This window comes from Allobosea sp., from assembly GCF_051860145.1.
Lineage (GTDB): Bacteria > Pseudomonadota > Alphaproteobacteria > Rhizobiales > Beijerinckiaceae > Allobosea.
In genome coordinates, this window is record NZ_JBHYEM010000004.1 from 159,948 (window position 1) to 183,592 (window position 23,645).

Genomic DNA, 23,645 nt, shown 5'->3' on the forward strand with positions numbered 1-23,645 from the left:
GATATCGGGAGCGATAGAGCAGAAGCGTCGCTTTTTTGCTACCTCTGCCTCCTTGTTGGCCGGACCCGGTGTCGCAGGGCGGGTTGCCTTCGCGATCCGATCGCCTAGTGTTCGCGGCGAACGGAAATAAGCCGCGCGCCGGGACGGCGGCGACGGCAGGGGATGAGATATCCATGGAGTCCAAGGTCAGCCCGCCCGGCGATGCGGGCGCGGCAGCAGAACAGCCGGCTGTCGGCCTCCATGGGCTCGACATCACTTTCCAGCTCGACGGCGGCAAGCGCTACAAGGCGGTGACGGGGATCGACCTTTCCGTCTCGGCGGGCGAATTCGTCTCCGTGGTGGGGCCGACCGGCTGCGGCAAGTCGACCTTGCTGAACGCCGCCGCGGGGCTGCTGGTCCCGTCGGCCGGCAAGGTCGAGATCTTCGGAAAGCCGCTTTCGGGGCTGAACGGGCGCGCCGGCTACCTGTTCCAGCAGGATGCGCTGATGCCGTGGAAGACGGCGCTCGACAACGTCAAGGTGGCGCTGGAGCCGATGGGCGTTCCCGCCACTGACGCCGACAGCCGCGCCCGCGAATGGCTCGCCCGCGTCGGCCTGCGCGCCTTCGTCGACCGCTATCCGCACATGCTGTCAGGCGGCCAGCGCAAGCGCGTCAGCCTGGCGCAGATGCTGATCCGCAACCCCGAGATCCTGCTGATGGACGAGCCTTTCGGGCCGCTCGACGCGCAGACGCGTCAGATCATGGGCAATCTCCTGCTCGATCTCTGGTCGAAGGACCGCAAGGCGCTGATCTTCGTCACCCACGATCTGGAAGAGGCGATCGCGCTGTCCGACCGCGTGGTCGTGATGTCCGCCGGCCCGGCCGCGGGGATCGTCGCCGACTATAAGGTCAGCCTGCCGCGGCCGCGCGACATTGCCGAGATCCGGCTGGAAAAGGCCTTTCACGAGATCCATCGCGATATCTGGTCGTCGCTCCGGGTCGAGGTGCAGAAGGCCTATGCGATGGGCGAGGGCAAGGAACTGGTCGAAGGAGAGCAGGCGTGAACCGGTTCGTACTGCTTGCGCTGCAGATCCTCGTCGCGCTGGTCTTCCTGCTGATCTGGCATGTGGTGACCTCCTATCCGCTGTTCGGCGAGGTCAAGACGATCCAGTTCTTCTTCTCGACGCCGGGCGAGGTGCTGGCGCGCACGTTCAAGCAGCTGACCGGTGGCGAAATCTACTACCATCTCGGCATCACGCTGACCGAGACCGTGCTCGCCTTCGTCATCGGCTCGGCCGCCGGCATCTTCTTCGGCTTCACCTTCGCCCGGCGCGAATTGCTGGCGGCGGTGTTCGACCCCTATATCAAGGCGGCGAACGCCCTGCCGCGCGTCGTGCTGGCGCCGATCTTCGCGCTCTGGTTCGGGCTCGGCATCTGGTCGAAGGTGGCGCTCGGCTTCACGCTCGTCTTCTTCATCGTCTTCTTCAACGTCTATCAGGGCGTGCGCGAGGTCTCGCCGACGGTGCTGGCGAACGCTCGCATGCTCGGCATGAACGAGCGCCAGCTTTTCCGCCATGTCTACTGGCCCTCGGCCCTGACCTGGATGTTCTCCTCCCTGCACACCTCGGTCGGCTTCGCGCTGGTCGGCGCGGTGGTGGGCGAATATCTCGGCTCCTCGGCCGGGCTCGGCTACAAGATCCACGAGGCCGAGAGCGTCTTCGACGTCACCGGCGTCTTCTCCGGCATGCTGATCCTGGCGATCTTCGTGATCGCGATCGACTCGCTGGTGACGCTGGTCGAGAAGCGGCTCTTGGTCTGGCGGCCGGGGCAGAGCTCGACGACCACGACGTGAGGCTCGTCGGGGCACGTGAAAGGCGGCTGCGCCCACCTTTACTGGCGCATTTCCGTCAGGGCCCTTTGCAGCGGCGCGGGCGAGACCTGGATCGGCCCCTCGAACGGGGCGTCCATATCCACGATCAGGTAGATCGCTCCGCCGATGAGGGCCGAGGCCGCGACGAAGCTCGTCACGATCACGGCGTTTCTCGGGGCCCGGAAGCCGAAGGTCGCAAAGATCAGCATCAGCCAGGCCACGAGCATCAGCACGAGCGGCCTCGGGATCGAGCCCTCGGCCTGCTCCACCAGCCCCCAGCGCAGTTCCAGCACCTTGCGATACTGTTCTCGGATGTCGTTCCAGATCGAGAGCTGGGGGTCGGCGCGCGGTTCGAGGGCTCGCAGGCCGGCCCCGAGCTCCTGAAGCAACCGTTCGGACGTCCTGTCGGACAGGCCGCCCTCCGCCGTCCAATGGCCGTTCGCGGCGCGCTCGGCATAGGCGACGAGCCGCTGGCGTGCCTGGCCGGCGTCCGGCCCGTAGAGGACAAGCATCCTGTCGAGCAGGATCAGCCCGGTCGCGTAGCTGTGCACGTCCCGATTGACCGCGTCGAACTTGCCCTTGGCCGAGCTGATCATCAGGCCCAGCACCAGAGACGTCATCACCACGAAGATGTTGGCGATCAGCCGCATCACGCTGTGGGTGTCGTCCTGCCGCTGCCGGGCCGGCAACCTCTCGTAGAAGAAGAGCGCTCCCAACGAGGCTCCGGTCAGGCAAAGAAACACGAAAATCGCAATGCGGACCTCGTTCATGGCACGTCCCCGTCTGGCTGTTTCGGCAGGTAGCCATGCGCTGACGCGCAAAGAGGTCGCTTTATTCTGTCCGGCGCATCGGATTCTTGCCGGCAGATCGGATTCTTGCTCCGGGTCGACGATCTCGCCTATTGTCGTCCCGAACGCGCCCGTCAGAAGCGCCGACATCATTCAACCGGAGGATTATACCCCATGTTTCTGTCCCGTCGCGGCGCATTGGCTGCGCTCGCCCTGTCGACCGCGCTCGGCTTTTCGCCCCATGGCGCGCTGGCCCAGAATGCCGAAAAGCCGAAGCTGACGCTCGGCGTCGGCGGCAAGCAGCTGCTCTATTATCTGCCGCTGACGATCGCCGAGAAGAAGGGCTTCTTCAAGGACCAGGGTCTCGAGGTCGAGATCAACGATTTCGGCGGCGGCGCCAAGTCGCTGCAGGCGCTGGTCGGTGGTTCGGTCGATGTCGTCACCGGCGCCTATGAGCACACCATCCGCATGCAGGCCAAGGGCCAGGACATCCGCGCCGTGATCGAGCTCGGCCGCTTCCCGGCGATCACCATCGCGGTGCGGAAGGACCTTGCCGACAAGGTCAAGACGGCGGCCGATTTCAAGGGGCTGAAGATCGGCGTGACCGCGCCCGGCTCCTCGACGGCGCTGACCGCGCAATACGCGATGGTCAAGGCCGGGCTGAAGGCGACCGACGCGCCGATCATCGGCGTCGGCGCCGGCGCCAGCGCGGTCGCGGCGATCAAGCAGAAGCAGGTCGACCTGATCTCGCATCTCGACCCGGTGACCTCGAAGCTCGAGGCCGATGGCGATGTCGTGGCGCTGATCGACACGCGCACCGAAGCCGGCACCAAGGCGCTGTTCGGCGGCGCGAACCCGGCTGCCGTGCTCTATCTCAAGAACGACTTCGCCGAGAAGAACCCGGTGACCACGCAGAAGCTGGTCAACGCCCTGATGAAGTCGCTGAAATGGCTGGAGACGGCCAAGCCCGAGGATGTCGCCGACCTGGTGCCGCCGGAATACCTCCTCGGCGACAAGCCACTCTATCTGCGCGCGGTGAAGAATTCGCAGGAAAGCTATTCGCGCACCGGCATCTCGACGCCCGACGCGATGAAGAGCATGTACGATTCGCTGAAGCTGCTCGATCCCGAGCTGGCGACGTCGAATGTCGACCTGTCGAAGACCTTCATCGATACCTTCGCCAAGAAGGCGGCGGCGGGGTCGTAGTACAGGGCGTCATGGTCGGCCTTGAGCCGACCATCTCTTGCAAGAGATTCTCGGGCCTGCGCTGCGCTTCGCCCGAGAATGACGGCCACGGGAATGATCGGTCCCTTCACGGCTTTCGATTTGCGCGCGGCGCGGCAGCGGTTAGGTTCGGCCCTCTGCGTTTCGCTGAAGGCCGTGCCTGCCCGCCATGAACATCCTCTCGATCCAGTCCCATGTCGCCTTTGGCCATGTGGGCAATGCCTCGGCCGTCTTCCCGATGCAGCGCCTCGGCGTCGATGTCTGGCCGATCCATACGGTGCAGTTCTCGAATCACACCGGTTACGGCGCCTGGAAGGGGCGGGTCTTCGACGGCGGCATGATCGACGAGGTGATGGAGGGTATCGCCGAGCGCGGCGTGCTGCCGTCCTGTGACGGCGTCCTGTCGGGCTATATGGGTTCGGCCGATATCGGCCATGCCATCCTCTCGGCCGTCGAGCGCGTGCGTGCCGCCAATCCCAAGGCGCTCTATTGCTGCGACCCGGTGATCGGCGATGTCGGGCGCGGCGTCTTCGTCCGGCCGGGCATTCCCGAATTCATGCGCGAGCAGGCGGTGCCGGCGGCCGATATCGTGACGCCGAACCAGTTCGAGCTCGAACTCCTGACCGATATCGAGGTGAAGACGCTGGCCGATGCGCATCGCGCCGTCGAGACCCTGCGCGATGCCGGGCCGAAGGTCGTGCTGGTGACCTCCCTCGTCACCGAGGAGACGCCGGACTCCGCCATCGACATGATGGCCGCCGACGCGCAAGGCGCCTTCCGGGTGCGCACGCCGAAGATCGACATCAGCGTCAACGGAGCGGGCGATGCGATCGCCGCGCTGTTCTTCGTGCATTTCCTGCGCGAGGGCTCGGCCGCGACGGCGCTCGCCAAGGCCGCGTCCTCGATCTACGGCCTGCTGAAGCGGACCAAGGAGGCCGGGTCGCGCGAGATCCTGACGGTCGCCGCGCAGGACGAATTCGTGACGCCGTCGCAGCTCTTCACGTCCGAAGCGCTCTGAGCGGCGGGCCGAAGCGATGAAGCTGCGCGTCGGCACCTTCAATGTCGAGAACCTCCTGACCCGCCACCGTTTCGAGAATGGCGGGCGGATCGACACCGCCGCCGCGATGTCGCTGTTCCATTTCCCGCGCGCCGACCAGCGCGACGCCGTCGAGCGCTCGCTCGCGGTGGCGCTCGAGGACGACAAGCGCCAGATGACGGCGCTCGCCATCGCCGAGGCGCAGGCCGATCTCTGGATGCTGCAGGAGGTCGATTCGCTCGCCAGCCTGCAGGCCTTCTTCGCCAATTACGTCCATCGCATCGCCGATCACCGTTACGGCCATTTCACGCTGCTGGATGGCAATGACCGGCGCGATATCGATATCGGCTTTGCGGCACGGCGCGATCTCGTGACGCCGCAGGCGGTCCGCGTCGTCTCGCACAAGGAGATGAGTTTTGCGGCAGCCGGGGCCTATGACGCCGCCGCCTTGTCGCCGTTCGGCATCCGCGCCAGCGACCGGGTCTTCGCCCGCGATTGCCTGGCGGTGGAACTGAGCTTCGGCGACCATTCGCTGACGCTGTTCGGCTGTCATCTCAAATCGATGAACAACGGCCGCGAGGACGGGCGGCAGGCGACCTTGCCGATCCGCCGCGCCGAGGCGATCGCGATCAGGCACATCGTCAAGACCCGGTTCGGGTCGGGCTGGCGCGAGGCGAACTGGATCGTGCTGGGCGATCTCAACGGCTATCGCACCGGGCTCGGGCCGGGCGGCGAGGCCGTCGACGAGGGCGATAGCGGCATCGAGCCGCTGCTCGAGGATTTCGCCGTCGATCCGATGGAGAGCCTGCCGGCGCATGAGCGCTGGACGCATTTCCGGCGCTACTGGTCGGAGGAGCGCCAGCAACTCGTCGAGAGCCATATGCCGCTCGACCATATCCTGCTCTCGCCGGCGCTGGCCGCCGCCAATCCCCGGCCCGCCATGCAGATGATCCGCCGCGGCTTGCCCTATCGCGTACCGCTCGACCCGCGCGCGCCCGACCGCTCGATGGCGCGGCTCGCGACCAGCTGCGACCGCTATCCGCGCGTCGGCTGGGACAGGCCCAAGGCGTCGGACCATTGTCCGCTGACCATCGACCTCGTGCTGCCGAAGACCGACATGCCGGCGGCCGGGCGCGGCCGATGAGCGGCGTGGTCGATGGAGGCATCGTCGCGCTCGAGCGGATAGAGGCCGTGGTCGAGCCCTATGACTGGGCTTTCGCACGGCAGAACGAGGCCGCCATCGCGGCGCATTGGGCGGCGATCAGCGCCGGCAAGCCGGCGATGTTCAACGGCCGGATCATGCTGCAGCATCGCGCGGCGATCGAGGGCGGCGTCTTCCGCGCCGGCTATTTCGAGACCGACTATGCCGCCTTCATGACCTGGCGCGATGCCGGGCACCCCGGCGCGACGATCCGCAACGGGTTCGCCATGGCGGCGCTGCGGGCCACCGACGGCGCCTTCCTGTGCGGGCGCATGGGCGAGCACACGGCCAATCCCGGCAAGATCTATTTCGCCGCCGGCACCCCGGACCGCGAGGATCTCCGGGCCGATGGCAGGCTGGACCTCGCCGGCAGCGTCACCCGGGAGCTTTGCGAGGAGACCGGCCTGAGCCTCGACGAGATCGCCGTCGGGGCCGGCTGGACGGCCGTGATCCTGCCCGGCCGGATCGCCTTCATGCGCCCGGTCGCGCTGGCCTGGCCGGCTGCCGAGGCGCGCGCGCTCATGCTATCGCGCATCGCCAGGCAGGCCGAGCCGGAGCTCTCCGACATCGTCATCATCCGCAGCGCCGACGATTGCGACGGTCTCGACATGCCGCCTTTCATGCGACGCTATCTCGCCCATATCTATGGGCAAAGCTGAAGCCTCCCGTTCCCCGGAAAGTGCCGAGATGACCGCGCCAGAAGCCATGACCGCGCCAGAAGCCTTGCCGCTGCCCGCCGCCAATCCTTTCGCCGCAAAATGGGAGACGCCCTTTGGCCTGCCGCCCTTCGCGGCAATCAGGCCAGAGCATATCGGGCCCGCTTTCGAGGCGGCGCTGGGCAAGCACAAGGCCGAGATCGCGGCGATCGTCACGGATGCGGCAGAGCCCGGTTTCGCCAATGCCATCGAAGCGCTGGAGCGGGCGGGCCGGGCGCTCTCGCGCGTCGGCGGCGTGTTCTACAACCTCACCGGCGCCGACACCAACGAGGCCCTGCAGGCGATCGAGCGCGAGATGTCGCCGGTCACCTCGCGGCACTGGTCGGCGATCATGATGGATCCCGGCCTCTTCGCGCGGGTCGACGCCGTCTTCGCGCGGCGCGACGAGCTCGGCCTCGACGCCGAGCAGATGCGGCTGCTGGAGCGCACGCATCGCGGCTTCGTCCGCTCGGGCGCGCAGCTCGGCCCCGAGGACAAGACGCGGCTCGCCGCGATCAACGAGCGGCTGGCCGGGCTCGGCACCCAGTTCGGTCAGAACGTGCTCAAGGACGAATCCTCCTATGCGCTGGTGCTCGACGACGAGGCGGCGCTCGCAGGCCTGCCGCCCTTCCTGAAGGCGGCGATGGCGCGCGCCGCCGCCGATCGCGGCCATGCCGGCAAGCACGCGGTGACGCTGTCGCGCTCGATCATCGAGCCCTTCCTGACCTTCTCGACCCGGCGCGACCTGCGCGAGGGGGCCTTCGCTGCCTGGAGCAAGCGCGGGGAGAATGGCGGGGAGAGCGACAATCGCGCCATCGTCGCCGAGATGGTGGCGCTGCGGGCCGAGAAGGCGACGCTGCTCGGCTTCGCCACCTTCGCGCATTTCAAGCTCGACGATTGCATGGCGAAGACGCCGGAGACCGTGCGCGAGCTGCTCGAGCTGGTCTGGAAGCCGGCCAAGGCGCGCGCCGCGCAGGAGGCGGCCGATCTTGCGGCGCTGGCGCAGGGCGAGGGCGAGAACGGCCCGATCCGGCCATGGGACTGGCGCCATTATGCCGAGAAGGTGCGCCAGCAGGCCTATGCGCTCGACGAGGCCGTGCTGAAGCCCTATCTCCAGCTCGACCGCATCATCGCTGCGGCCTTCGACACGGCGGGCAAGCTCTTCGGACTGTCATTCGAGGCGAAGCCGGAGCTCGCCGGCTATCATCCCGATGTCCGGATCTGGGAGGTCAAGGAGGCTGAAAGCGGTCGCCATATCGGCCTCTTCCTCGGCGACTATTTCGCCCGGCCCTCGAAGCGCTCCGGCGCCTGGATGAGCGCCTATCGCGGCCAGCGCAAGCTCGGCGGCGAGGTTCGGCCGATCATCGTCAATGTCTGCAATTTCGCCAAGCCCGAGGCCGGCAAGCCGGCGCTGCTCTCGATCGACGATGCGCGCACGCTGTTCCACGAATTCGGCCATGCCTTGCATGGGCTGCTCTCGGACGTGACCTATGGCTCGCTCGCCGGCACCTCGGTCTCGCGCGATTTCGTGGAGCTGCCGTCGCAGCTCTACGAGCACTGGTTCCTGACCCGCGAGGTGATGCAGCGCTATTGTCTGCATGCCGAGACCGGCGAGCCGATTCCGGAGGCGCTGATCGAGAAGATCAAGCGGGCGCAGACCTTCAACCAGGGTTTCGCGACGGTGGAATACACCTCCTCGGCGCTGGTCGATCTCGCCTTCCATTCGCTGAAGCAGCCGGCGCAGGTCGATCCGCTCGCCTTCGAGGCGGCCGAGCTCGCGCGCATCGGCATGCCGCCGGAGATCACGATGCGTCACCGCACGCCGCATTTCACCCATGTCTTCTCGGGCGACGGCTATTCGGCCGGCTATTACAGCTATCTCTGGTCGGAGGTGATGGATGCCGACGCGTTCAACGCCTTCCTGGAGGCCGGCGACGTGTTCTCGCCCGAGATCGCCGGCCGGCTGAAGCGCTTCATCTATTCCGCCGGCGACACCCGCGACCCGGCCGAGGCCTATACGCTGTTCCGGGGCAGGCTGCCGACGCCGGACGCGCTCCTGGAGAAGCGGGGGCTGGCGGCGTAGAGACCGCTTGCGAATTCTACTGGCGAGGCCGTCTGACGCGGCTGTCTGCGCTTCCGGTGCTCACGGACAGAAAGTCCGCTGCGCTCCGGTTCTCGACAACCACGCCAGCCGACTCACGCCAGCGAATTCTCAAACGGTCTCTTGGGGCTCATCCGTCATGCTCGGGACAAGCCGGACCATGACGGAACGGGCGTCGACTCTCGCCCTACGGATAGCCGAACTTCGTTCTGGTCGCGCGCACCTGGGCGATCGCACCGCCTTCGTTGCCGGCGGCGCAGCTCGAGCGCGCGGTCGCGATCTCGGCGCTGACGCGGCCGTGGACGCCCTTGGTGGTGTGGCCGCTCGCCAGGTCGTTGTCCATGATCGCCTGGAAGCGCTCGACCTCGCCGGCGCAGCCCGTCCCCGTCGGCATGCGGAAGGTGCTCGGCGTCACGCCGGGAGGCGCCTGCCCCGGCGCAGGGGCGGGCGGCGGGCCCGACGTCTGGCAGGCGGCCAGCACCAGACCGAGGCCGGCAAGGAGAGCATGGATGCGCATGGAGCACTCCGGAGACTGGATGACGATGCGACAATGGCTGATTCCAAAGGCCGCGTGAACGCCGCCTTGCATAATCCCACGGCAATCGGCTACACAGTTCGCAACCGAACGAGGAACGCCTGTGGCCGCATCCGCCACCCATGCCCTGATCCTGAACCGCGCCGTTGCGCGGCCGGCCGGCATGCGCGCTCCTCTCGGCCTTGGTCAGCTTCTTCTCCTTAGCCGCCCCTGAGGGCCGGCCGGGCATGCATGCCTGGGCGCTCAGGGGAGTGACGAGAACCGCCTTCCAGACCTAAGCGCGCCTGCCTCGACGATAGCGGCGCCACCCCTATCAGGATGACGACCATGACCAACGCCCCGCAGACCGCCTCGTCCAAGGACCGGGTGCTGATCTTCGACACGACCTTGCGCGACGGCGAGCAATGCCCCGGCGCCACCATGACCTTCGAGGAGAAGCTCGAGGTCGCCGATGTCCTGGACGCGATGGGCGTCGACATCATCGAGGCCGGGTTCCCGATCGCCTCCGACGGCGATTTCGAGGCCGTTGCCGCCATCGCCAAGCGCATCAAGCGCGCGACCGTCGCGGGCCTGGCCCGGGCGATCAGCGCCGACATCGCCCGCGCAGGCGAGGCGGTGCGTCACGCTGTGAAGCCGCGCATCCACACCTTCGTCTCGACCTCGCCGATCCATCTGCAGCATCAGATGCGCAAGACCGAGGAGGACGTGCTGGAGATCATCACCAAGACCGTGACCCAGGCGCGCAACCTCGTCGAGGACGTGGAATGGTCGGCGATGGACGCCACGCGCACCCCGATCGATTATCTCTGCCGAACGGTCGAGGCCGCGATCAAGGCCGGCGCGACCACGATCAACCTGCCCGACACGGTGGGCTACGCCACGCCGGACGAGTATCGCGAGATGTTCCGCGCCGTCCGCGCGCGCGTGCCCAACGCCGACAAGGCGATCTTCTCGGTGCATTGCCATAACGATCTCGGGCTGGCGGTGGCCAACTCGCTGGCCGGTATCGAAGGTGGCGCGCGCCAGGTCGAATGCACCATCAACGGCATCGGCGAGCGCGCCGGCAACGCCGCGCTGGAAGAGATCGTGATGGCGCTGCGCGTGCGCGGCGATGTCCTGCCCTATGACACCGGCATCGAGGCGGCGCTGCTGACACGCGCCTCCAAGGCGGTGGCGACGGCCTGCTCCTTCCCGGTGCAGTACAACAAGGCGATCGTCGGCCGGAACGCCTTCGCGCATGAGAGCGGCATCCACCAGGACGGCATGCTGAAGCACCAGCAGACCTACGAGATCATGACCCCGGAATCGGTCGGCGTCTCCAAGACCTCGCTGGTGATGGGCAAGCATTCGGGCCGCGCCGCCTTCCGCTCGAAGCTGAAGGAGATGGGCTACGATCTCGGCGACAACCAGCTGGAGGACGCCTTCACCCGGTTCAAGGCCTTGGCCGACCGCAAGAAGCACGTCTATGACGAGGATATCGAGGCGCTGGTCGACGAGAACATCGCCTCCGCCCATGACCGTGTGAAACTGGTTTCGCTGACCGTGATCGCCGGCACGCGCGGCCCGCAGCGCGCGACGATGAAGCTCGATGTCGATGGTCGCGTCGTCACCGAAGAGGCCGAAGGCAACGGGCCGGTCGATGCCGTGTTCAACGCGATCAAGGCGATCGTGCCGCATGAGGCCGGACTGGAGCTCTACCAGGTTCATGCCGTGACCGAGGGGACCGACGCGCAGGCCGAGGTCTCGGTCCGGCTCTCGCAGGGCGGCTCGTCGGTGACCGGCCGCGGCGCCGATCCCGATACGCTGGTATCCTCGGCCAAGGCCTATCTCACCGCGCTCAACAAGCTGATCGCGCGCGGCGTGCGCGTGCATCCGCAGGCCGCGGCGGAATAGGCGTCCACCCGTCATTCTCGGGCGAAGCCCTCGGGTCCGGCCTTTGGCCGGCCCAAGGATAAACTCCGCGCAGACCCGAGAATCTCCTGAAAGAGATGCTCGGGTCGAGCCCGAGCATGACGCCGCGCTATACCGGCCAGCCCTTGTCCGGCTTGATCGTCGCGAGCACGAAGGACGAGCGCATGTCGGCGATGCCGGGCAGGGTCAGCAGGCGCTGCATCGCGAACTCGCCATAGGCCTCGATGTCGTCGGCGACGATATGGACCAGCAGGTCGCATTCGCCGGTCATGGCCTGGCAGGAAATCACCTCCTCGAAGGCCTTCAGCTTCTCGACCAGCCGGGTGCGCCAGTCGGGGTCCGATTGCGAGAGCTTGACGAAGGCATAGGCCTCGACGCCATGGCCGAGCGCGCGACGGTCCAGCACCGCGCGGTAGCCCGCGACGATTCCGGCCTCCTCCAGCGCCTTCAACCGGCGCAGGCATGGCGAGGCTGCCATGCCGATCTCATCGGCCAGGGCGGCGTTGGTGATGCGGCCATTGCGCTGAATGGTGCGCAGGATGCGCCGATCGGTTTCGTCGAAACGTGACGGCTTGCTGGCGGTGTGTGGCATGTTCGGACCCGCAGTTCTTGCTATGGGTCACATTCTGCCAATAGCGCTCGAGTGAGACAAGAAATAGTCAGGACCTGACCGCCCGGCGGCGCGATCATCCCTTCAGCAAGGGAGGTGCGCCATGTCCGATCCTTTCATCCGCTCCGGCCTGAAGCCGGAGGAGATTCCGGCCGATTTTGTCGTGGATCAGCGCTTCGAGGCCTATTCCGCCGCCGATCACGAAACCTGGTCGAAGCTGCACAGGCGCCAGGCCGAGCTTCTGCGCGGCCGCGTCTGCGACGAGTTCTTCGAGGGGTTGACCGCGCTCGGCATCGCGGCGGACGGCATTCCCGATTTCCGCGCCATGAACCGGGTGCTCAAGCCGGCGACGGGCTGGGAGATCGTCGCCGTGCCCGGCCTCGTGCCGGACCGGGTCTTCTTCACCCATCTGGCGGAGCGGCGCTTTCCGGCCGGCTTCTGGATCAGGCGACCGGAAGAGTTCGACTATATCGAGGAGCCCGACATCTTCCACGACGTCTTCGGCCATGTGCCGCTCCTGATGAACCCGGCCTATGCCGATTTCGTCGCGGCCTATGGCGCGGCGGGGCTGCGAGCGCAGACGCCCGAGGACCTCGCCCGGCTGGCGCGACTCTACTGGTACAGCGTCGAGTTCGGGCTGATCGAGACCGAGGCGGGACTGCGCATCTTCGGCGCCGGCATCGCCTCGTCGCCGGGCGAGACGATCTTCGCGCTGGAGAGCGCCTCGCCCAACCGGATCGGCTTCGACACGGTGCGGGTGATGCGGACGCGCTACCGGATCGACGATTACCAGCAGAGCTATTTCGTGATGCCGGGCTTCAGGGCGATGCCGGCGCTGGACGAGGCCTCGGTCGAGGCGGCCATGGCGCAGGCGCGCGACCGGGCCGATATCGACCCCGAAATCGTGCTGCCGCGCGACCGCGTGTTCCAGCGCGGCGACGGCAGCCACCACGACAGTACCAAGATCGCCTCCTGAACCCGCCTCTGGGCCTGGTTTTCCCCTGAAATCGACCCGTCGCCGGACTGATCGTCTTGGCGGCGGGCCGGCTCTCGCCTTTCATCGCGAGGCGCGGCGCGAGCTTGGCCGCCGCCGGGCTGGGGAGCGCGAGACATGGGCTATTTTCCGAACTGGACCCTGAAGACCTCCGGCGCGGTGATGCCGGACGAGAGACTGCCGAGCGGGCAGACGGTCATCGCCGGCCTGCAGCATGTCGTCGCCATGTTCGGCGCCACCGTGCTGGCGCCGGTCCTGATGGGCTTCGACCCCAATGTCGCGATCTTCTTCTCGGGTATCGCGACGCTGCTCTTCTTCGTCGTCACGCGCGGGCAATTGCCGAGCTATCTCGGCTCGTCCTTCGCCTTCATCGGCGTGGTCATTGCCGCGACCGGCTATGCCGGCTCCGGCCCCAACCCCAATATCGGCGTGGCGCTCGGCGGCATCATCGCCTGCGGCGCGCTGTATTTCCTCATCGGCCTGGTCGTCCAGGCGGTCGGCACCAGCTGGATCGAGAAGCTGCTGCCGCCAGTGGTCACCGGCGCCGTCGTCGCGGCGATCGGTCTCAACCTGACGGCGGTCGCGATGAACATGATCGCGGCCAGCCCCTACACCAAATGGATCGCGCTGCTGACCGTCGTCGCGGTCGCGCTCGTCGCCGTTTATGGGCGCGGGCTGGCGCAGCGCCTGCCGGTGCTGATCGGCGGGCTCGCGGCCTATGTGATCTATGCGGCGACGGCCTCGTCCTTCGGTGCGCCGACCATCGATTTCGGCAAGATCGCGGCCGCGTCCTGGTTCGGGCTGCCGAACTTCGTGGCGCCGGTTTTCGATGCGCGGGCGATGGCGCTGATCGCGCCGGTCGCGATCATCCTGGTCGCGGAGAATCTCGGGCATATCAAGGGCATCGCGGTGATGACCGGGCGCAATCTCGATCCACTGATCGGGCGTGGCTTCATGGCCGACGGGCTTGCCACCATGATCGCAGGCTCGGGCGGCGGCACCGGCGTCACCACCTATGCCGAGAACATGGGCGTGATGGCGGTGACGCGGGTTTATTCGACGCTGGTCTTCGTCGCTGCCGGCGTGATCGCGCTGATCCTCGGCTTCTCGCCGAAATTCGGCGCGGTGATCGGCACGATCCCCGTCGCGGTGCTGGGTGGCCTCGCCATCGTCGTCTTCGGCCTGATCGCCGCGACGGCCGGCCGGATCTGGGTCGAGAACAAGGTCGATTTCTCCGAGCCGAAGAATCTGCTGACGGTGGCGACGGCGCTGATCCTCGGCGCGGGCGACCTCAAGCTGCCGATCTTCGGCTTCGAGCTCGGCGGCATCGGCACGGCGACCTTCGGGGCGATCGCGCTCTATCATCTGCTGAACCGCAAGGCGGCGTGAGCGGAGAACGCGGCCGGACGCAAGCTTTTCGTCCGGCTGCATATTTCTGTCGCAAACGGGGTGGACAGGGCAGGGGGCGTTTGCTACATCGCCGGCCTGCCTGACGCGGTCTTGAGCCGCGCCGGCGACGCTTCGTGGCGTATGGGTGATTAGCTCAGTTGGTAGAGCAGCTGACTCTTAATCAGCGGGTCGTAGGTTCGAGCCCTACATCACCCACCACGATCTCAATGACTTAGAGACAGCAAGACGACCGTTCTGACAAATGGTCACTGGCTCTATTCTGACAAACCCCCCGCTTTCGTTCTCGCGTCCAAGCGCTTTCGCGCCCTCGCTTGCCCCTGCTTCTCCGACGTTTGAGCGTGCCGGAGCAGGGCGGCAGTGGTCTTGCGGCCGCTCAGCGCACGGAGCTGAGCATCCGTCAGATCGGTCTTTGCACCTTCGACGTTACCGCCGTGGCGCCAGCCCATGAACTTCGCGTCATCCGGGAGTCCGGCAGCCTTTCGAAGCTCCGCACCTCGGCGCCGAAAATAGTCCGGTTGCCAGGGCAGGAGGGCCCGCCACCTCGTGGGTATTTCGGCTCGACTTTTTTCAGGAGCGTAATCTTTCGACGTGAAATTTGACGCCGGTCAAGAAGCCCACCGGCGGCTTCCAGTTTGCTTATCGGTGTATACGCGCCGCAAGGATCTTTTGCTCGTGAGTTGAGTGTTATGAGTAATATGAACCGGGTTGGACTCATGCTGAGAGGTCGAGACAAGCCTCGCAGGGTTTGGTTCGAATCCGGTGCGCGTGCCTCCCGCTCAATTGAACGAAGCTGGACGTTCAATTCCCGGTGGGGAAAGCCGCGGACCGTTGAGCTTTTCAGGTCCTCATTTGCACCGTCGCGACAAATCGAGTTTTTCGCTTTCTGGCCGATATGGCCCGTACGAAAGACCATGATCGCTGCAGTCCGTTATCGGCCGACGCCGCCCTAGTTTCGAGCACCTGACAAGGTCCCGCATGTGCCGGCCGGTGCGGCCGGATACGAAACGCGCCGAAGCGCGGATCATCGGGCCACCTCCGCTCACATTTTCTCTTCAAGCCGCACGGCTTCGCCGCATTGCGCTTTCGGAAGCGCGCCTTCGGGCGTCGATCCTTGCCGGCTCCAAGGTCGTCATGACACTCACCGTTTTGCAAGGCGGCCGCGCGATCGCGGCGCTCGCAGTATTGCAGCTGCACGCGGTCCAAGCCGCGGACAAGCGCGAGGGAGCACGTGGTCCCGGATGGCTCACGTCCATTCTGGAGCACGGCCATCTCGGGGTCGATTTCTTCTTCGTTCTAAGCGGCTTCATAATCCTGCATGTCCACGCGAACGATCGCCGAGGGCTGGCGGCAGCCTCGTCATATGCATGGCGGCGAATCACTCGAATCTACGTGCCATACCTGCCGCTGGTCTTGGCAATCATTGCTCTCTACATCGCGGTCCCAAGCCTTGGAGCCGAGAAAAACTGGAGTCTTTTCACATCCCTCACGTTGATCGCGGCCGAACGGCCGCCAGCGCCGGCCCTTTCGGCCGCTTGGAGCCTCATTCATGAATTAATGTTCTACGCGATCTTCTTGCTCTCGTATTGGGCGCCGGGATTCCGATGGCTGATAGCGACTTGGGTGGTCCTGATCGGGGTGACCAATTATCTGCCTATCGACATAGCGGGGCTCAACTTGCCGCCCGTGCTGCAAGCGAGCCTTAAGGTGTTTCTGTCCCCGCTAAATATCGAGTTCGTTGCCGGCATGATTGCGGCGGTCACGGTCAGATCTCTTTCGTTAGTGTGGGCGCGTGTTGTGCTGGTGGCCGGTATAACCGGACTTGCCGGATTCTTTGCAATCGAGGGAATTTCAAGAGTATGGTTTGGAGTAGCCATGGCGATCGTAATCGTTGGGCTGGTCCGCATGGAAATGGCCGGGGCTATTTCAGCGCCCCGTTGGCTGTTCTTTCTTGGTAATGCATCCTACGCGATCTATTTAATTCACGGTCCGGTCATCTCAATCGCATCGGGCGTCCTTGTCAGCTTTGCGCTGTCCTGGCTTGCGACTATGACCTTGAGTGCCGCCATAGGATTAGGGTGCGGTATTTTGTACCATCTCTTATTTGAAAAGCCGGCTCTGTTGTATATCAACCGTTGGCGCGCGTCGCCGATCCGACAGAGGGCGCTAACAAAACGCTAAACCTGATGCTCCGCGCGAGGTCCGGATCGCCGCCAGGCCACCTGCTCGCATCCCAGATCCGAGCAAACAACGTGCCGGCTTCGTGCCGCGCTAGAGCCGGATCTGATCAGGTTGAATCAACCTGATCAGTGAAGCCGCCTCTAAACTAGTATTAGAGAACGCGTGATCCGATCGGATTGCTTCGCAATCTGATCGGCGCGTGCTCTAGTGGTCAGTTCTTGGGAAGCTCGGTGTTCTTCTCGGTCGGCCTCAGGCGGGCGACATCGCCGATCCTGACATAGAGCTCGAGCAGGGGCCTGACCAGTTTCTGGTTCGCCTCGTTGACCTGTGCCTGATAGGCCTTTGTCTCCGCTTCGCTCTCGATGGTCTTTCCGGCATTCGCGAACAGCACGGCCATCATGCCGAGCATCGCGGTGTTGACCTCGGCCGTCGCCTTGGGGCCGGACTCGGTCGTGAACATGGGAAGCAAGGACAGGTTCTGGGCGCCGACGCGGGCGGTCAATTCCTGCAGCTTGAAAACATCGGCGCGGACATCCTCGCCGGTGACGAGCTTCTGAGCGGTTACGACATAAAGTCCCTGGAAATCCTCCATCTTCGTCCGAAGGTCGCCGTAGTTCCGGATGACGAAGTCGGATTTGAACTTCTGCGCCTCGAATTCAGCGTTCACCCGCGGCGCGAGGAAATAGGTTCCGCTGCCGCCGAGCAGCAGCGCGAACAGCGTGAACCACATCGGCGTCCTGTCGGCGACCAGGAAGGTCTTGATCGCTTCGCGCTTGCGCGTGCGCGGCTGGTCGGAACGTTCCGGTGTCTCGCTCACGGGCGCATCTCCGCTCAGGGCCGCCCGCATGCGCGGCGGTGTGAACATCCATATCCTCGATTTCGTGCCGGAGCTGGCCCGTCATGGCAAGCCCATGGCGACAGCCCTGAGTAGCCCCTGCGGTCCCGGCGCCCGCGCGCAGCCAGAAAGTGCAGAGGCGGCGGTATCGGTTGACGCTCTGCCCGGATCGGGAAATAGGCTTGGTGTCACGCCAGCCGGGACATCCGAATGCTTGCCGAATTCGACCTGATCCTGAAACTGATCGCCGGCATGCTGGCGGGCGTCGCTGTCGGCTGGGAGCGCACGCTCAAGCAGAAGAGCGCCGGCATCCGCACGTTCGGCCTGGTCGGCCTGGGGACGGCGGCAGCAGCCGGCATCTTCACCGAGCCGGAACATGCCGACGCCGCCAGCCGCGTCGTGCAGGGCGTGCTCACGGGCATCGGCTTCCTCGGCGCCGGTGTCATCATCCTTCGCAACAACGAGACGGCGCCGCGCGGGCTGACCACGGCTGCGGCGATCTGGGTGACGGCCGCGCTCGGCTGTGCGGCGGGGCTGGGGCATTGGCGCATCGTGCTCACCGCGACGGCGCTCGCGCTGGTCCTCCTGGCGATCGACCATTCGATCGAGCGCTGGGCCGGACGCCGTCGCTCGACCGGAGGGGATGCTCCGACCGATCAGACCTTGGGCGGCAGCGAGCCGCGCTCGAAGACCGGTACCGAATCAGGCGGTCCTTCCGGATCCTGACCCGTCGGAATGTCCTCGGCGGCATGGCGGACGGCCTCCTCGGATTCCGTCAGCCCGTCGGCCGTGTCGTTGGCGTCGCTCCCGGCATCGTGACGCTTGCTGCGGGGATCGGGCGGCGCGCCTTCGGTGACGACATCCTCCACGTCGGGGCGCGAGACCGGCCCCTTGAGCCTGTCGTCATCGAGGCGGGCGGGGTTCTCGCGGGGCTTGTCGCGTTGGTTCATGGCGGCTCTCCTCCAATCGAGGGTCTCCCGGACCAAGCCCTCAGGGCGGCCATTGTTCCGCTCCCGCGATGTCACGCGGGCCGCGAACCTTCGCCCCTCCGATGCGTTGATCTCCGGGACAAGGAGTTCTGAATGATCGCGTCGATCAAGCCACAAGCCGTTGCAACAGGCGGCGTGCCCCAGCCGCCCAAGCCGCCGCCGGAGGCGCCGCCTTTGACGCCGGGCGAGGTTCCGCCTGCGCCACCGGTCGAAACGCCGCCGGAGGAGGAGCCGATCGGGGTTCCGCGCGATCCGCCGCCGGAATTGCCTCCGAACGCACCGCCGGAAACGCCTCCGGCAAGCCCGTTCGACCTGCCGCCGGACCGGTCGCCGCGCGAGCCGAACGAGTAGGCATGACGCCATGCCGGAGCGCTCATCGGAAGTCGACGGCGACCTCGAAGCCATGTCGCGCGACCGGTTGATCGTCGAGATTCGCCGTCTGCGCGCCGGCATCCGCGAGCATCGCGATGCCACCGGTCATGACCTGTGCTGGCACCACCCGCAGCTCTGGGGCCTGCTGCCGGAGCCAGTCGACCAGGCAATCGCGGTGCCGCCCTGGCCGAAATTCCTGCGCGGCTGCTTGCGCTATCGCGAGAGCCTCGACCGGCAGCGGCCGGACGCGCCGGCTTTCGAGGGGGAGTACCCGGAGCGGTCGTCAAGTTGACGGATTGGGCCCCGCGACCTGTCCGTCATGGTCGGGCTTGTCCCGACCATCCACGTCTTCCCTTCATCCGCGTCGCAAGACGTGGATGCTCGCCACAAGGGCGAGCATGACGGGGGGCTCAGACCGGAGGCGTGTTGCCTTCGCCAAGATCCCAGTAGAGGCCGGCCATCATGCCCAGCCCCTCGCGGGCGATGGCGACAGGCAGATGCTCGTCCGGTGCATGCTGCGAGCAGCCGGGATAGGAATGCGGCACCCAGATCGTGCGCATGCCGACGATGTCCGCGAAGATGTCGTTTGGCAGGCCGCCGCCGAGATTGGGCAGCAGAGCCGGCTTCTTGCCGGTGCTCCGGGCGAGGGAGGCCAGCGCCCATTCCACCCACGGATCGTCGGGATCGAGCCGGGTGGCGTTGAAGACCGCGTCGCGCGCCTTGGTGACCTCGATCATGTCGAAGCCATGGCGCTTCAGATGCCGCTGCAGCGCCGGGATGACGTCGTCGGGGTCGATGCCGACCACGAAGCGCAGGGCGCAGCGCGCCCAGGCGCTGGGCGGCACGGCGTTGACCGGGGTCTCCGGCACGCCGGACTTCATCGCCAGCACGTCGAACGAACACCAGCCGAAGACCTGCTCGGCCGGCGACAGGCCGGGCTCGCCCCATTCGGGATCAATGGTCGGGCCATCGGGGCCGCCATCGATCTCGCAATCGGCCAGCGCCTTGCGCACGGCGGCCGGCAGTTCCTTCGGCACCCATTCATGGATGCGGATCTGGCCGGTCGGCGAGGTGATCGAGGCGATGGCGTGGGCGATCTGGATCGCCGGGTCGGAGAGGATGCCGCCCCAGTTGCCGGAATGATGGCCGCCCTCGCGGGCATTGATGGTGAGATCGAAGGTGACGCCGCCGCGGGCGCCGAGGAAGATGGTCGGACGCTCGGCGTTGAGGCGCGGCCCGTCGGAGGCGATCAGCACATCCGACTTGAACAGCTCCTTCTGCTCGGTGCAGAGCTCGCGCAGACCGGGCGAGCCGCATTCCTCGCCCATCTCGATCAGGTATTTGGCATTGAAGCCGAGCTTTCCGCGCGATTCAAGAACGGCACGCAAGGCGTTGATATTGATGACGTGCTGGCCCTTGTTGTCGACGACGCCGCGGCCGTACCAGCGGTCACCGCGCTCGGTCAGCGTCCAGGGCGAAAGACCTTCGGCCCATTGCGCGTCGAGGCCGCGAATGACGTCGCCATGGCCGTAGCCGAAGATCGTCGACAGGCCCGGATCCTCGATGCGTTCGGCGAAGAGGAAGGGGCCGCGCGCCTTGGGATGGGTCAGCATCGTGCAGGTGAAGCCGAGCTTTTCAAGCAACGGCCGCATCTCGGTCTCGAGATAGGCGCTCAGCACCGGGGTGCGCTCGGGGTTCTGGCTCTCGGTCGGCATCGCGACGAGGCGGGCGAGGTCGCTCTTGAAGGCGCCCGAGTCGAAATAATCTTGCGCGTTCGCGATGGCCTGGGCGCGGGTCATGGTGCGTCTCCGTGAATAGAGGCATTCAGCAGGGCCGTCTTCGCATGGAGCCCGGGGCCACCCAAGGAGATGTTTGCCGTAAGACGGCTCAATCGCGCATAACGGCCATTCGGCAGAGGATGCGGACTGGGAATGACAGGCCAAGCTTGGCACAGCGGCGGAACCATGGTGCCTCATCCGCACCAGCTCACCGCGCGCGACGCCATCCTTGCGGCACGCGCGGCCGGCAAGACGGGATTCCTGCTCGGCGACCTGACCGGGCTCGGCAAGACGCTGTCCGCCTGGCTCGCCGTCGCCGCGATGCCCGAGGACGAGGTGCTGGTGATCTGCCCGAAGGGCGCGATCCCGCAATGGCGGCGCACCATCGCGCATGCCGGCGTGGCGCAAAAGCGCGTGACGCTGATGAATTTCGAGCGGACGAAGTCGCTGCTCGCCCCGCCGGCCGAAAGCAAGAAGCGCTCGACGCGGGCGAAGAACAATGAGATCGCCAAGCACGGAACGCCGAAGCGGGTCTGGCCGATCGTCGTGATCGACGAGGCGCACCGCATCCGCAACCCGAACTCGCAGCAGGGGCTGGTCTGCCGGCAGATGGCGGCCGCCGCGCGCTTCGCCATCTATATGAGCGCGACGGCGGGGCAGTCGCCGCACGAGCTCTCCTATCTCGGGCCGCTTCTGGCGGGCGCCGCCGGCATGCCGAGCGCCGATCTCGACGGGTTCCGGGCGTTGATGAAGCGGCTCAGGATCGGCCGCGCCAAGGGGCGCTGGAAGAACTGGAGCTGGGAGCCGAACGAGGCCGACCGCAAGCTGATGTCGGAGCTGCTCTACAAGGGCCGGAATGCCATCGGCCTGCGCCGCCGGCCGGAGGAGATCGCGGGTTGGCCGGAGGTGCAGCGCGAGCTTGCGCCGATCGCGCTCGATGCTCCGGCGCGCCGGCTCTATGACGCGACCTGGCGCGAGTTCCGGCGCGAGCTCGGCCTGGCCGGAGGCTCGACCCGCAAGCCGGCAGGCTGGGCCGCCGATCTGCGCTTCCGCCAGAAAGCGAGCCTGCTGCGCATTGCGGGAACGGCCGATTTCGTCGAGGACCTGCTCGGCAACGACCAGCAGGTCGCGATCTCGGTCGCCTTCCTCGAGACCAGTGCCATGCTGGCCGAGATGGTGCGCGGCCGGGGCTGGAGGGTCGGCGAGATCAATGGCGAGCGTTCCGGCGCGGTCAACGAGGAGACACGGCTTGCCTTCCAGACCGGCGAGCTCGACGTGGTCGTCTTCACCGTGACCGAGTCGATCTCGCTGCATCGCGGCGAGATGCCGGGCGGAGAACGCGAGCGCTCGCTCGTCATCCACGACATGCGCCACAGCGCGATCCAGCTTCAGCAGATCGAGGGACGCTGCCATCGCGACGGTCAGCACGCGACGATCTTCTATGCCTATGCCGAGGACACGGTGGAGGAGACCGTCGCGGCGACCGTGATCATCCGCATGTCGGCGATGGACGGGCTCGCCGGCGACGACACGCAGATGCTGGACGCGATCGCGACGCTGGTCGAGGAGCGCGCGGCGGCCTGAGGCTGTCGTGGAAGCAGGGGGCGGGAGCTACGGCTTCGTGCTCTCCACCGCCGAATTGGTCAGCCCGACGATGTTCGACCAGATGCCGCGGGTATAGGCGCCCTGATGCACGATCGCGTCATAGCCCACGGCGATGACGACGATGATCAGAAGAATGCGGAACATATGATCCCTCCTTGCCGAAGCCTTGATCAACGCCGATCGCCGCATTCTGTTCCGCAGCGCAGCATTCCGCAGCTTGCGAGAATGAGCGCTTCGGCATGTTGACCTCGGCATATCGGCAGTGTCCCTTCGCCGCTCGCGAGCGCATCGGAGAAGCGGCATGTTCGAGGATCTGACCGGCAAGCGCGTGCTGGTGACTGGGGCGTCCTCGGGGCTCGGCGCGCATTTCGCGCGGCTTCTGGCCGGGCGCGGCGCCCTGGTCGCGGCCGCCGCGCGCCGGCTCGACCGGCTGGAGGAGCTGGCGCGGAGCTGCGAGGGCCTGCCCGGCAAGGTCATGCCGCTTGCCCTCGATGTCGGGTCGGTTCCCGCGATCGATGCCGGCGTCGCAGAAGCGAGGGCGGCTCTCGGCGGGCTCGATGTGCTGGTCAACAATGCCGGTATCGCCGATCCGGAACGCGCGCTCGACCTGAGCGAGGCGCAATGGGACGCCCATCTCGACGTCAACCTGAAGGGCTGCTTCTTCGCGGCGCAGGCGGCGGCGCGGATCATGGCGGAACAGGCAAACGGCGGCGCCATCGTCAATATAGCCTCGATCCTGGGCGAGCGCGTCGCGCTCAGCGTCGCGCCCTATGCGATCTCGAAGGCCGGGCTGATCCAGATGACCAAGGCGCTGGCGCTGGAATGGGCGCGCCACAAGGTCAGGGTCAACGCGCTGGCGCCGGGCTATGTCGTCACCGACATCAACCGCGCCTTCTTCGAGGGCGACGACGGCAAGGCCCTGATCAAGCGCATCCCGATGCGCCGCGCCGGCGAATTGGCGGACCTGGACGGGCCCTTCCTGCTGCTCTGCTCAAATGCGTCGGGCTTCATGACCGGCTCGGTGCTCGCCGCCGATGGTGGCCATCTGGTGAGCGGGTTGTAGTCGCCGGTCAGGAACAGCGTCCGAATTCCGACGTTGCGGTCATGAACAGGGAGATTCCGATGTACAAGCCCGAAGGCCACAATGCCGTCTCGCCCTATCTGATCGTGCCCGATGCCGAGAAGGCGCTCGCCTTCGCCAAGGCGGCGTTTGGGGTCGAGCCGATCTTCGTCGCCCGGCGCGATGACGGGCGGATCACGCATTGCGAGATCCGGATCGACGATTCCGTCGTGATGATCGGCGAGATGGAAGGCGGGCCGGAAAGCCATGTCCATGTCTATGTCGCCGACCCCGACGCCGTGTTCGCGCGCGCCAGGGCGGCCGGCGCGACCGTGGTGCAGGAGCTGATGGCGAAGGGCGACGGCGACCGGCGCGGCGGGCTCAAGGATCCGACCGGCACGACCTGGTGGCTGGCGCAATGCGTCGATTCGGCCGCGCGCGAACGGACGAACCGGCCATAGGTCTGCGGACTTC

The 23,645-nt window shown here is 66.4% G+C and carries 24 protein-coding genes and 1 tRNA gene; 18 read left to right on the forward strand and 7 right to left on the reverse strand.

The genetic code is table 11. The features are described 5' to 3' along the window. Window positions 1–173: 173 nt before the first annotated feature. Window positions 174–1,043 carry an ABC transporter ATP-binding protein gene (locus ACTIF2_RS08690; RefSeq protein ID WP_439496658.1) on the forward strand — a complete coding sequence of 290 codons (870 nt, stop codon included), beginning with the start codon at window positions 174–176 and terminating at the stop codon, window positions 1,041–1,043. Further along, on the forward strand, window positions 1,040–1,831 hold the full coding sequence (locus ACTIF2_RS08695; protein ID WP_439496659.1) for an ABC transporter permease: 792 nt from the start codon (window positions 1,040–1,042) through the stop codon (window positions 1,829–1,831). Before ACTIF2_RS08690 ends, ACTIF2_RS08695 begins: the two co-directional genes overlap by 4 nt. A gap of 38 nt (window positions 1,832–1,869) precedes the next feature. Here the strand turns inward: ACTIF2_RS08695 and ACTIF2_RS08700 are convergent, their stop codons facing one another. Beyond that, complete coding sequence (locus tag ACTIF2_RS08700) at window positions 1,870–2,787, reverse strand: bestrophin-like domain (protein ID WP_439496660.1); 918 nt, start codon at window positions 2,785–2,787, stop codon at window positions 1,870–1,872. Between the two features lie 30 nt (window positions 2,788–2,817). Here ACTIF2_RS08700 and ACTIF2_RS08705 point away from each other — a divergent pair, with 30 nt between their 5' ends. The 5 genes from ACTIF2_RS08705 (at window position 2,818) to ACTIF2_RS08725 (ending at window position 8,876) form a co-directional block, all read left to right on the forward strand. Continuing rightward, window positions 2,818–3,843 carry an ABC transporter substrate-binding protein gene (locus ACTIF2_RS08705; RefSeq protein WP_439496920.1) on the forward strand — a complete coding sequence of 342 codons (1,026 nt, stop codon included), beginning with the start codon at window positions 2,818–2,820 and terminating at the stop codon, window positions 3,841–3,843. Window positions 3,844–4,030: 187 nt separating this feature from the next. Beyond that, window positions 4,031–4,879: a pyridoxal kinase PdxY gene (gene pdxY / locus ACTIF2_RS08710; protein WP_439496661.1), complete on the forward strand. Its 849-nt coding sequence runs from the start codon at window positions 4,031–4,033 to the stop codon at window positions 4,877–4,879. Window positions 4,880–4,895: 16 nt separating this feature from the next. Continuing rightward, entirely contained in the window at window positions 4,896–6,041 is a 1,146-nt protein-coding gene (locus tag ACTIF2_RS08715; RefSeq protein WP_439496662.1) for an endonuclease/exonuclease/phosphatase family protein, read from the forward strand. After that, on the forward strand, window positions 6,038–6,757 hold the full coding sequence (locus tag ACTIF2_RS08720; protein ID WP_439496663.1) for an NUDIX hydrolase: 720 nt from the start codon (window positions 6,038–6,040) through the stop codon (window positions 6,755–6,757). The genes ACTIF2_RS08715 and ACTIF2_RS08720 overlap by 4 nt, the downstream gene beginning before the upstream one ends. Window positions 6,758–6,785: 28 nt before the next feature. Then, on the forward strand, window positions 6,786–8,876 hold the full coding sequence (locus ACTIF2_RS08725) for a M3 family metallopeptidase (protein ID WP_439496664.1): 2,091 nt from the start codon (window positions 6,786–6,788) through the stop codon (window positions 8,874–8,876). Between the two features lie 205 nt (window positions 8,877–9,081). Here the strand turns inward: ACTIF2_RS08725 and ACTIF2_RS08730 are convergent, their stop codons facing one another. Then, window positions 9,082–9,411 (reverse strand): hypothetical protein, encoded by a 330-nt coding sequence (locus ACTIF2_RS08730; RefSeq protein WP_439496665.1) that lies wholly within the window; start codon window positions 9,409–9,411, stop codon window positions 9,082–9,084. A 345-nt stretch (window positions 9,412–9,756) separates the two neighbouring features. Here ACTIF2_RS08730 and ACTIF2_RS08735 point away from each other — a divergent pair, with 345 nt between their 5' ends. Next, the gene (locus tag ACTIF2_RS08735; RefSeq protein WP_439496666.1) at window positions 9,757–11,322 is read left to right on the forward strand and encodes a 2-isopropylmalate synthase; all 1,566 of its coding nucleotides are present in this window, start codon (window positions 9,757–9,759) and stop codon (window positions 11,320–11,322) included. A gap of 127 nt (window positions 11,323–11,449) precedes the next feature. On the opposite strand, the gene ACTIF2_RS08740 is transcribed toward ACTIF2_RS08735, so the two are convergent. Then, window positions 11,450–11,932 (reverse strand): Lrp/AsnC family transcriptional regulator, encoded by a 483-nt coding sequence (locus ACTIF2_RS08740; RefSeq protein WP_439496667.1) that lies wholly within the window; start codon window positions 11,930–11,932, stop codon window positions 11,450–11,452. A 121-nt stretch (window positions 11,933–12,053) separates the two neighbouring features. On the opposite strand from ACTIF2_RS08740, the gene phhA reads away from it, so the two are divergent. The 4 genes from phhA to ACTIF2_RS08760 all read left to right on the forward strand — a co-directional run bounded on the left by phhA (window position 12,054) and on the right by ACTIF2_RS08760 (window position 16,532). Continuing rightward, the gene (gene phhA / locus ACTIF2_RS08745) at window positions 12,054–12,926 is read left to right on the forward strand and encodes a phenylalanine 4-monooxygenase (RefSeq protein WP_439496668.1); all 873 of its coding nucleotides are present in this window, start codon (window positions 12,054–12,056) and stop codon (window positions 12,924–12,926) included. 135 nt (window positions 12,927–13,061) lie between these two features. After that, window positions 13,062–14,333 (forward strand): solute carrier family 23 protein, encoded by a 1,272-nt coding sequence (locus ACTIF2_RS08750; protein ID WP_439496669.1) that lies wholly within the window; start codon window positions 13,062–13,064, stop codon window positions 14,331–14,333. A 143-nt stretch (window positions 14,334–14,476) separates the two neighbouring features. After that, a tRNA-Lys gene (locus ACTIF2_RS08755) sits at window positions 14,477–14,552 on the forward strand. Window positions 14,553–15,329: 777 nt separating this feature from the next. Further along, on the forward strand, window positions 15,330–16,532 hold the full coding sequence (locus tag ACTIF2_RS08760; RefSeq protein ID WP_439496670.1) for an acyltransferase family protein: 1,203 nt from the start codon (window positions 15,330–15,332) through the stop codon (window positions 16,530–16,532). A gap of 211 nt (window positions 16,533–16,743) precedes the next feature. Here the strand turns inward: ACTIF2_RS08760 and ACTIF2_RS08765 are convergent, their stop codons facing one another. Further along, complete coding sequence (locus tag ACTIF2_RS08765; RefSeq protein WP_439496671.1) at window positions 16,744–17,349, reverse strand: hypothetical protein; 606 nt, start codon at window positions 17,347–17,349, stop codon at window positions 16,744–16,746. 228 nt (window positions 17,350–17,577) lie between these two features. Between ACTIF2_RS08765 and ACTIF2_RS08770 the strand changes: the two genes are divergently transcribed. Beyond that, window positions 17,578–18,093 (forward strand): MgtC/SapB family protein, encoded by a 516-nt coding sequence (locus ACTIF2_RS08770; RefSeq protein ID WP_439496672.1) that lies wholly within the window; start codon window positions 17,578–17,580, stop codon window positions 18,091–18,093. Here the strand turns inward: ACTIF2_RS08770 and ACTIF2_RS08775 are convergent. Next, window positions 18,024–18,317 carry a hypothetical protein gene (locus tag ACTIF2_RS08775; RefSeq protein ID WP_439496673.1) on the reverse strand — a complete coding sequence of 98 codons (294 nt, stop codon included), beginning with the start codon at window positions 18,315–18,317 and terminating at the stop codon, window positions 18,024–18,026. The two genes, ACTIF2_RS08770 and ACTIF2_RS08775, sit on opposite strands and share 70 nt — an antisense overlap. A gap of 132 nt (window positions 18,318–18,449) precedes the next feature. Between ACTIF2_RS08775 and ACTIF2_RS08780 the strand changes: the two genes are divergently transcribed. Further along, entirely contained in the window at window positions 18,450–18,707 is a 258-nt protein-coding gene (locus ACTIF2_RS08780) for a hypothetical protein (RefSeq protein ID WP_439496674.1), read from the forward strand. 10 nt (window positions 18,708–18,717) lie between these two features. After that, entirely contained in the window at window positions 18,718–19,020 is a 303-nt protein-coding gene (locus tag ACTIF2_RS08785) for a hypothetical protein (protein WP_439496675.1), read from the forward strand. Window positions 19,021–19,138: 118 nt separating this feature from the next. On the opposite strand, the gene ACTIF2_RS08790 is transcribed toward ACTIF2_RS08785, so the two are convergent. Next, window positions 19,139–20,527, reverse strand: a complete 1,389-nt coding sequence (locus ACTIF2_RS08790) for a M20 family metallopeptidase (protein WP_439496676.1) — start codon at window positions 20,525–20,527, stop codon at window positions 19,139–19,141. 132 nt (window positions 20,528–20,659) lie between these two features. On the opposite strand from ACTIF2_RS08790, the gene ACTIF2_RS08795 reads away from it, so the two are divergent. After that, entirely contained in the window at window positions 20,660–22,090 is a 1,431-nt protein-coding gene (locus ACTIF2_RS08795; RefSeq protein WP_439496677.1) for an SNF2-related protein, read from the forward strand. A 27-nt stretch (window positions 22,091–22,117) separates the two neighbouring features. Here the strand turns inward: ACTIF2_RS08795 and ACTIF2_RS08800 are convergent, their stop codons facing one another. Beyond that, window positions 22,118–22,255, reverse strand: coding sequence for a hypothetical protein (locus tag ACTIF2_RS08800; protein WP_439496678.1), 138 nt, complete (start codon window positions 22,253–22,255; stop codon window positions 22,118–22,120). A 157-nt stretch (window positions 22,256–22,412) separates the two neighbouring features. Between ACTIF2_RS08800 and ACTIF2_RS08805 the strand changes: the two genes are divergently transcribed. Both ACTIF2_RS08805 and ACTIF2_RS08810 read left to right on the forward strand, forming a co-directional pair. Continuing rightward, window positions 22,413–23,174: an SDR family NAD(P)-dependent oxidoreductase gene (locus ACTIF2_RS08805; protein WP_439496679.1), complete on the forward strand. Its 762-nt coding sequence runs from the start codon at window positions 22,413–22,415 to the stop codon at window positions 23,172–23,174. A 59-nt stretch (window positions 23,175–23,233) separates the two neighbouring features. Then, on the forward strand, window positions 23,234–23,632 hold the full coding sequence (locus ACTIF2_RS08810; protein ID WP_439496680.1) for a VOC family protein: 399 nt from the start codon (window positions 23,234–23,236) through the stop codon (window positions 23,630–23,632). Window positions 23,633–23,645 lie beyond the last annotated feature (13 nt).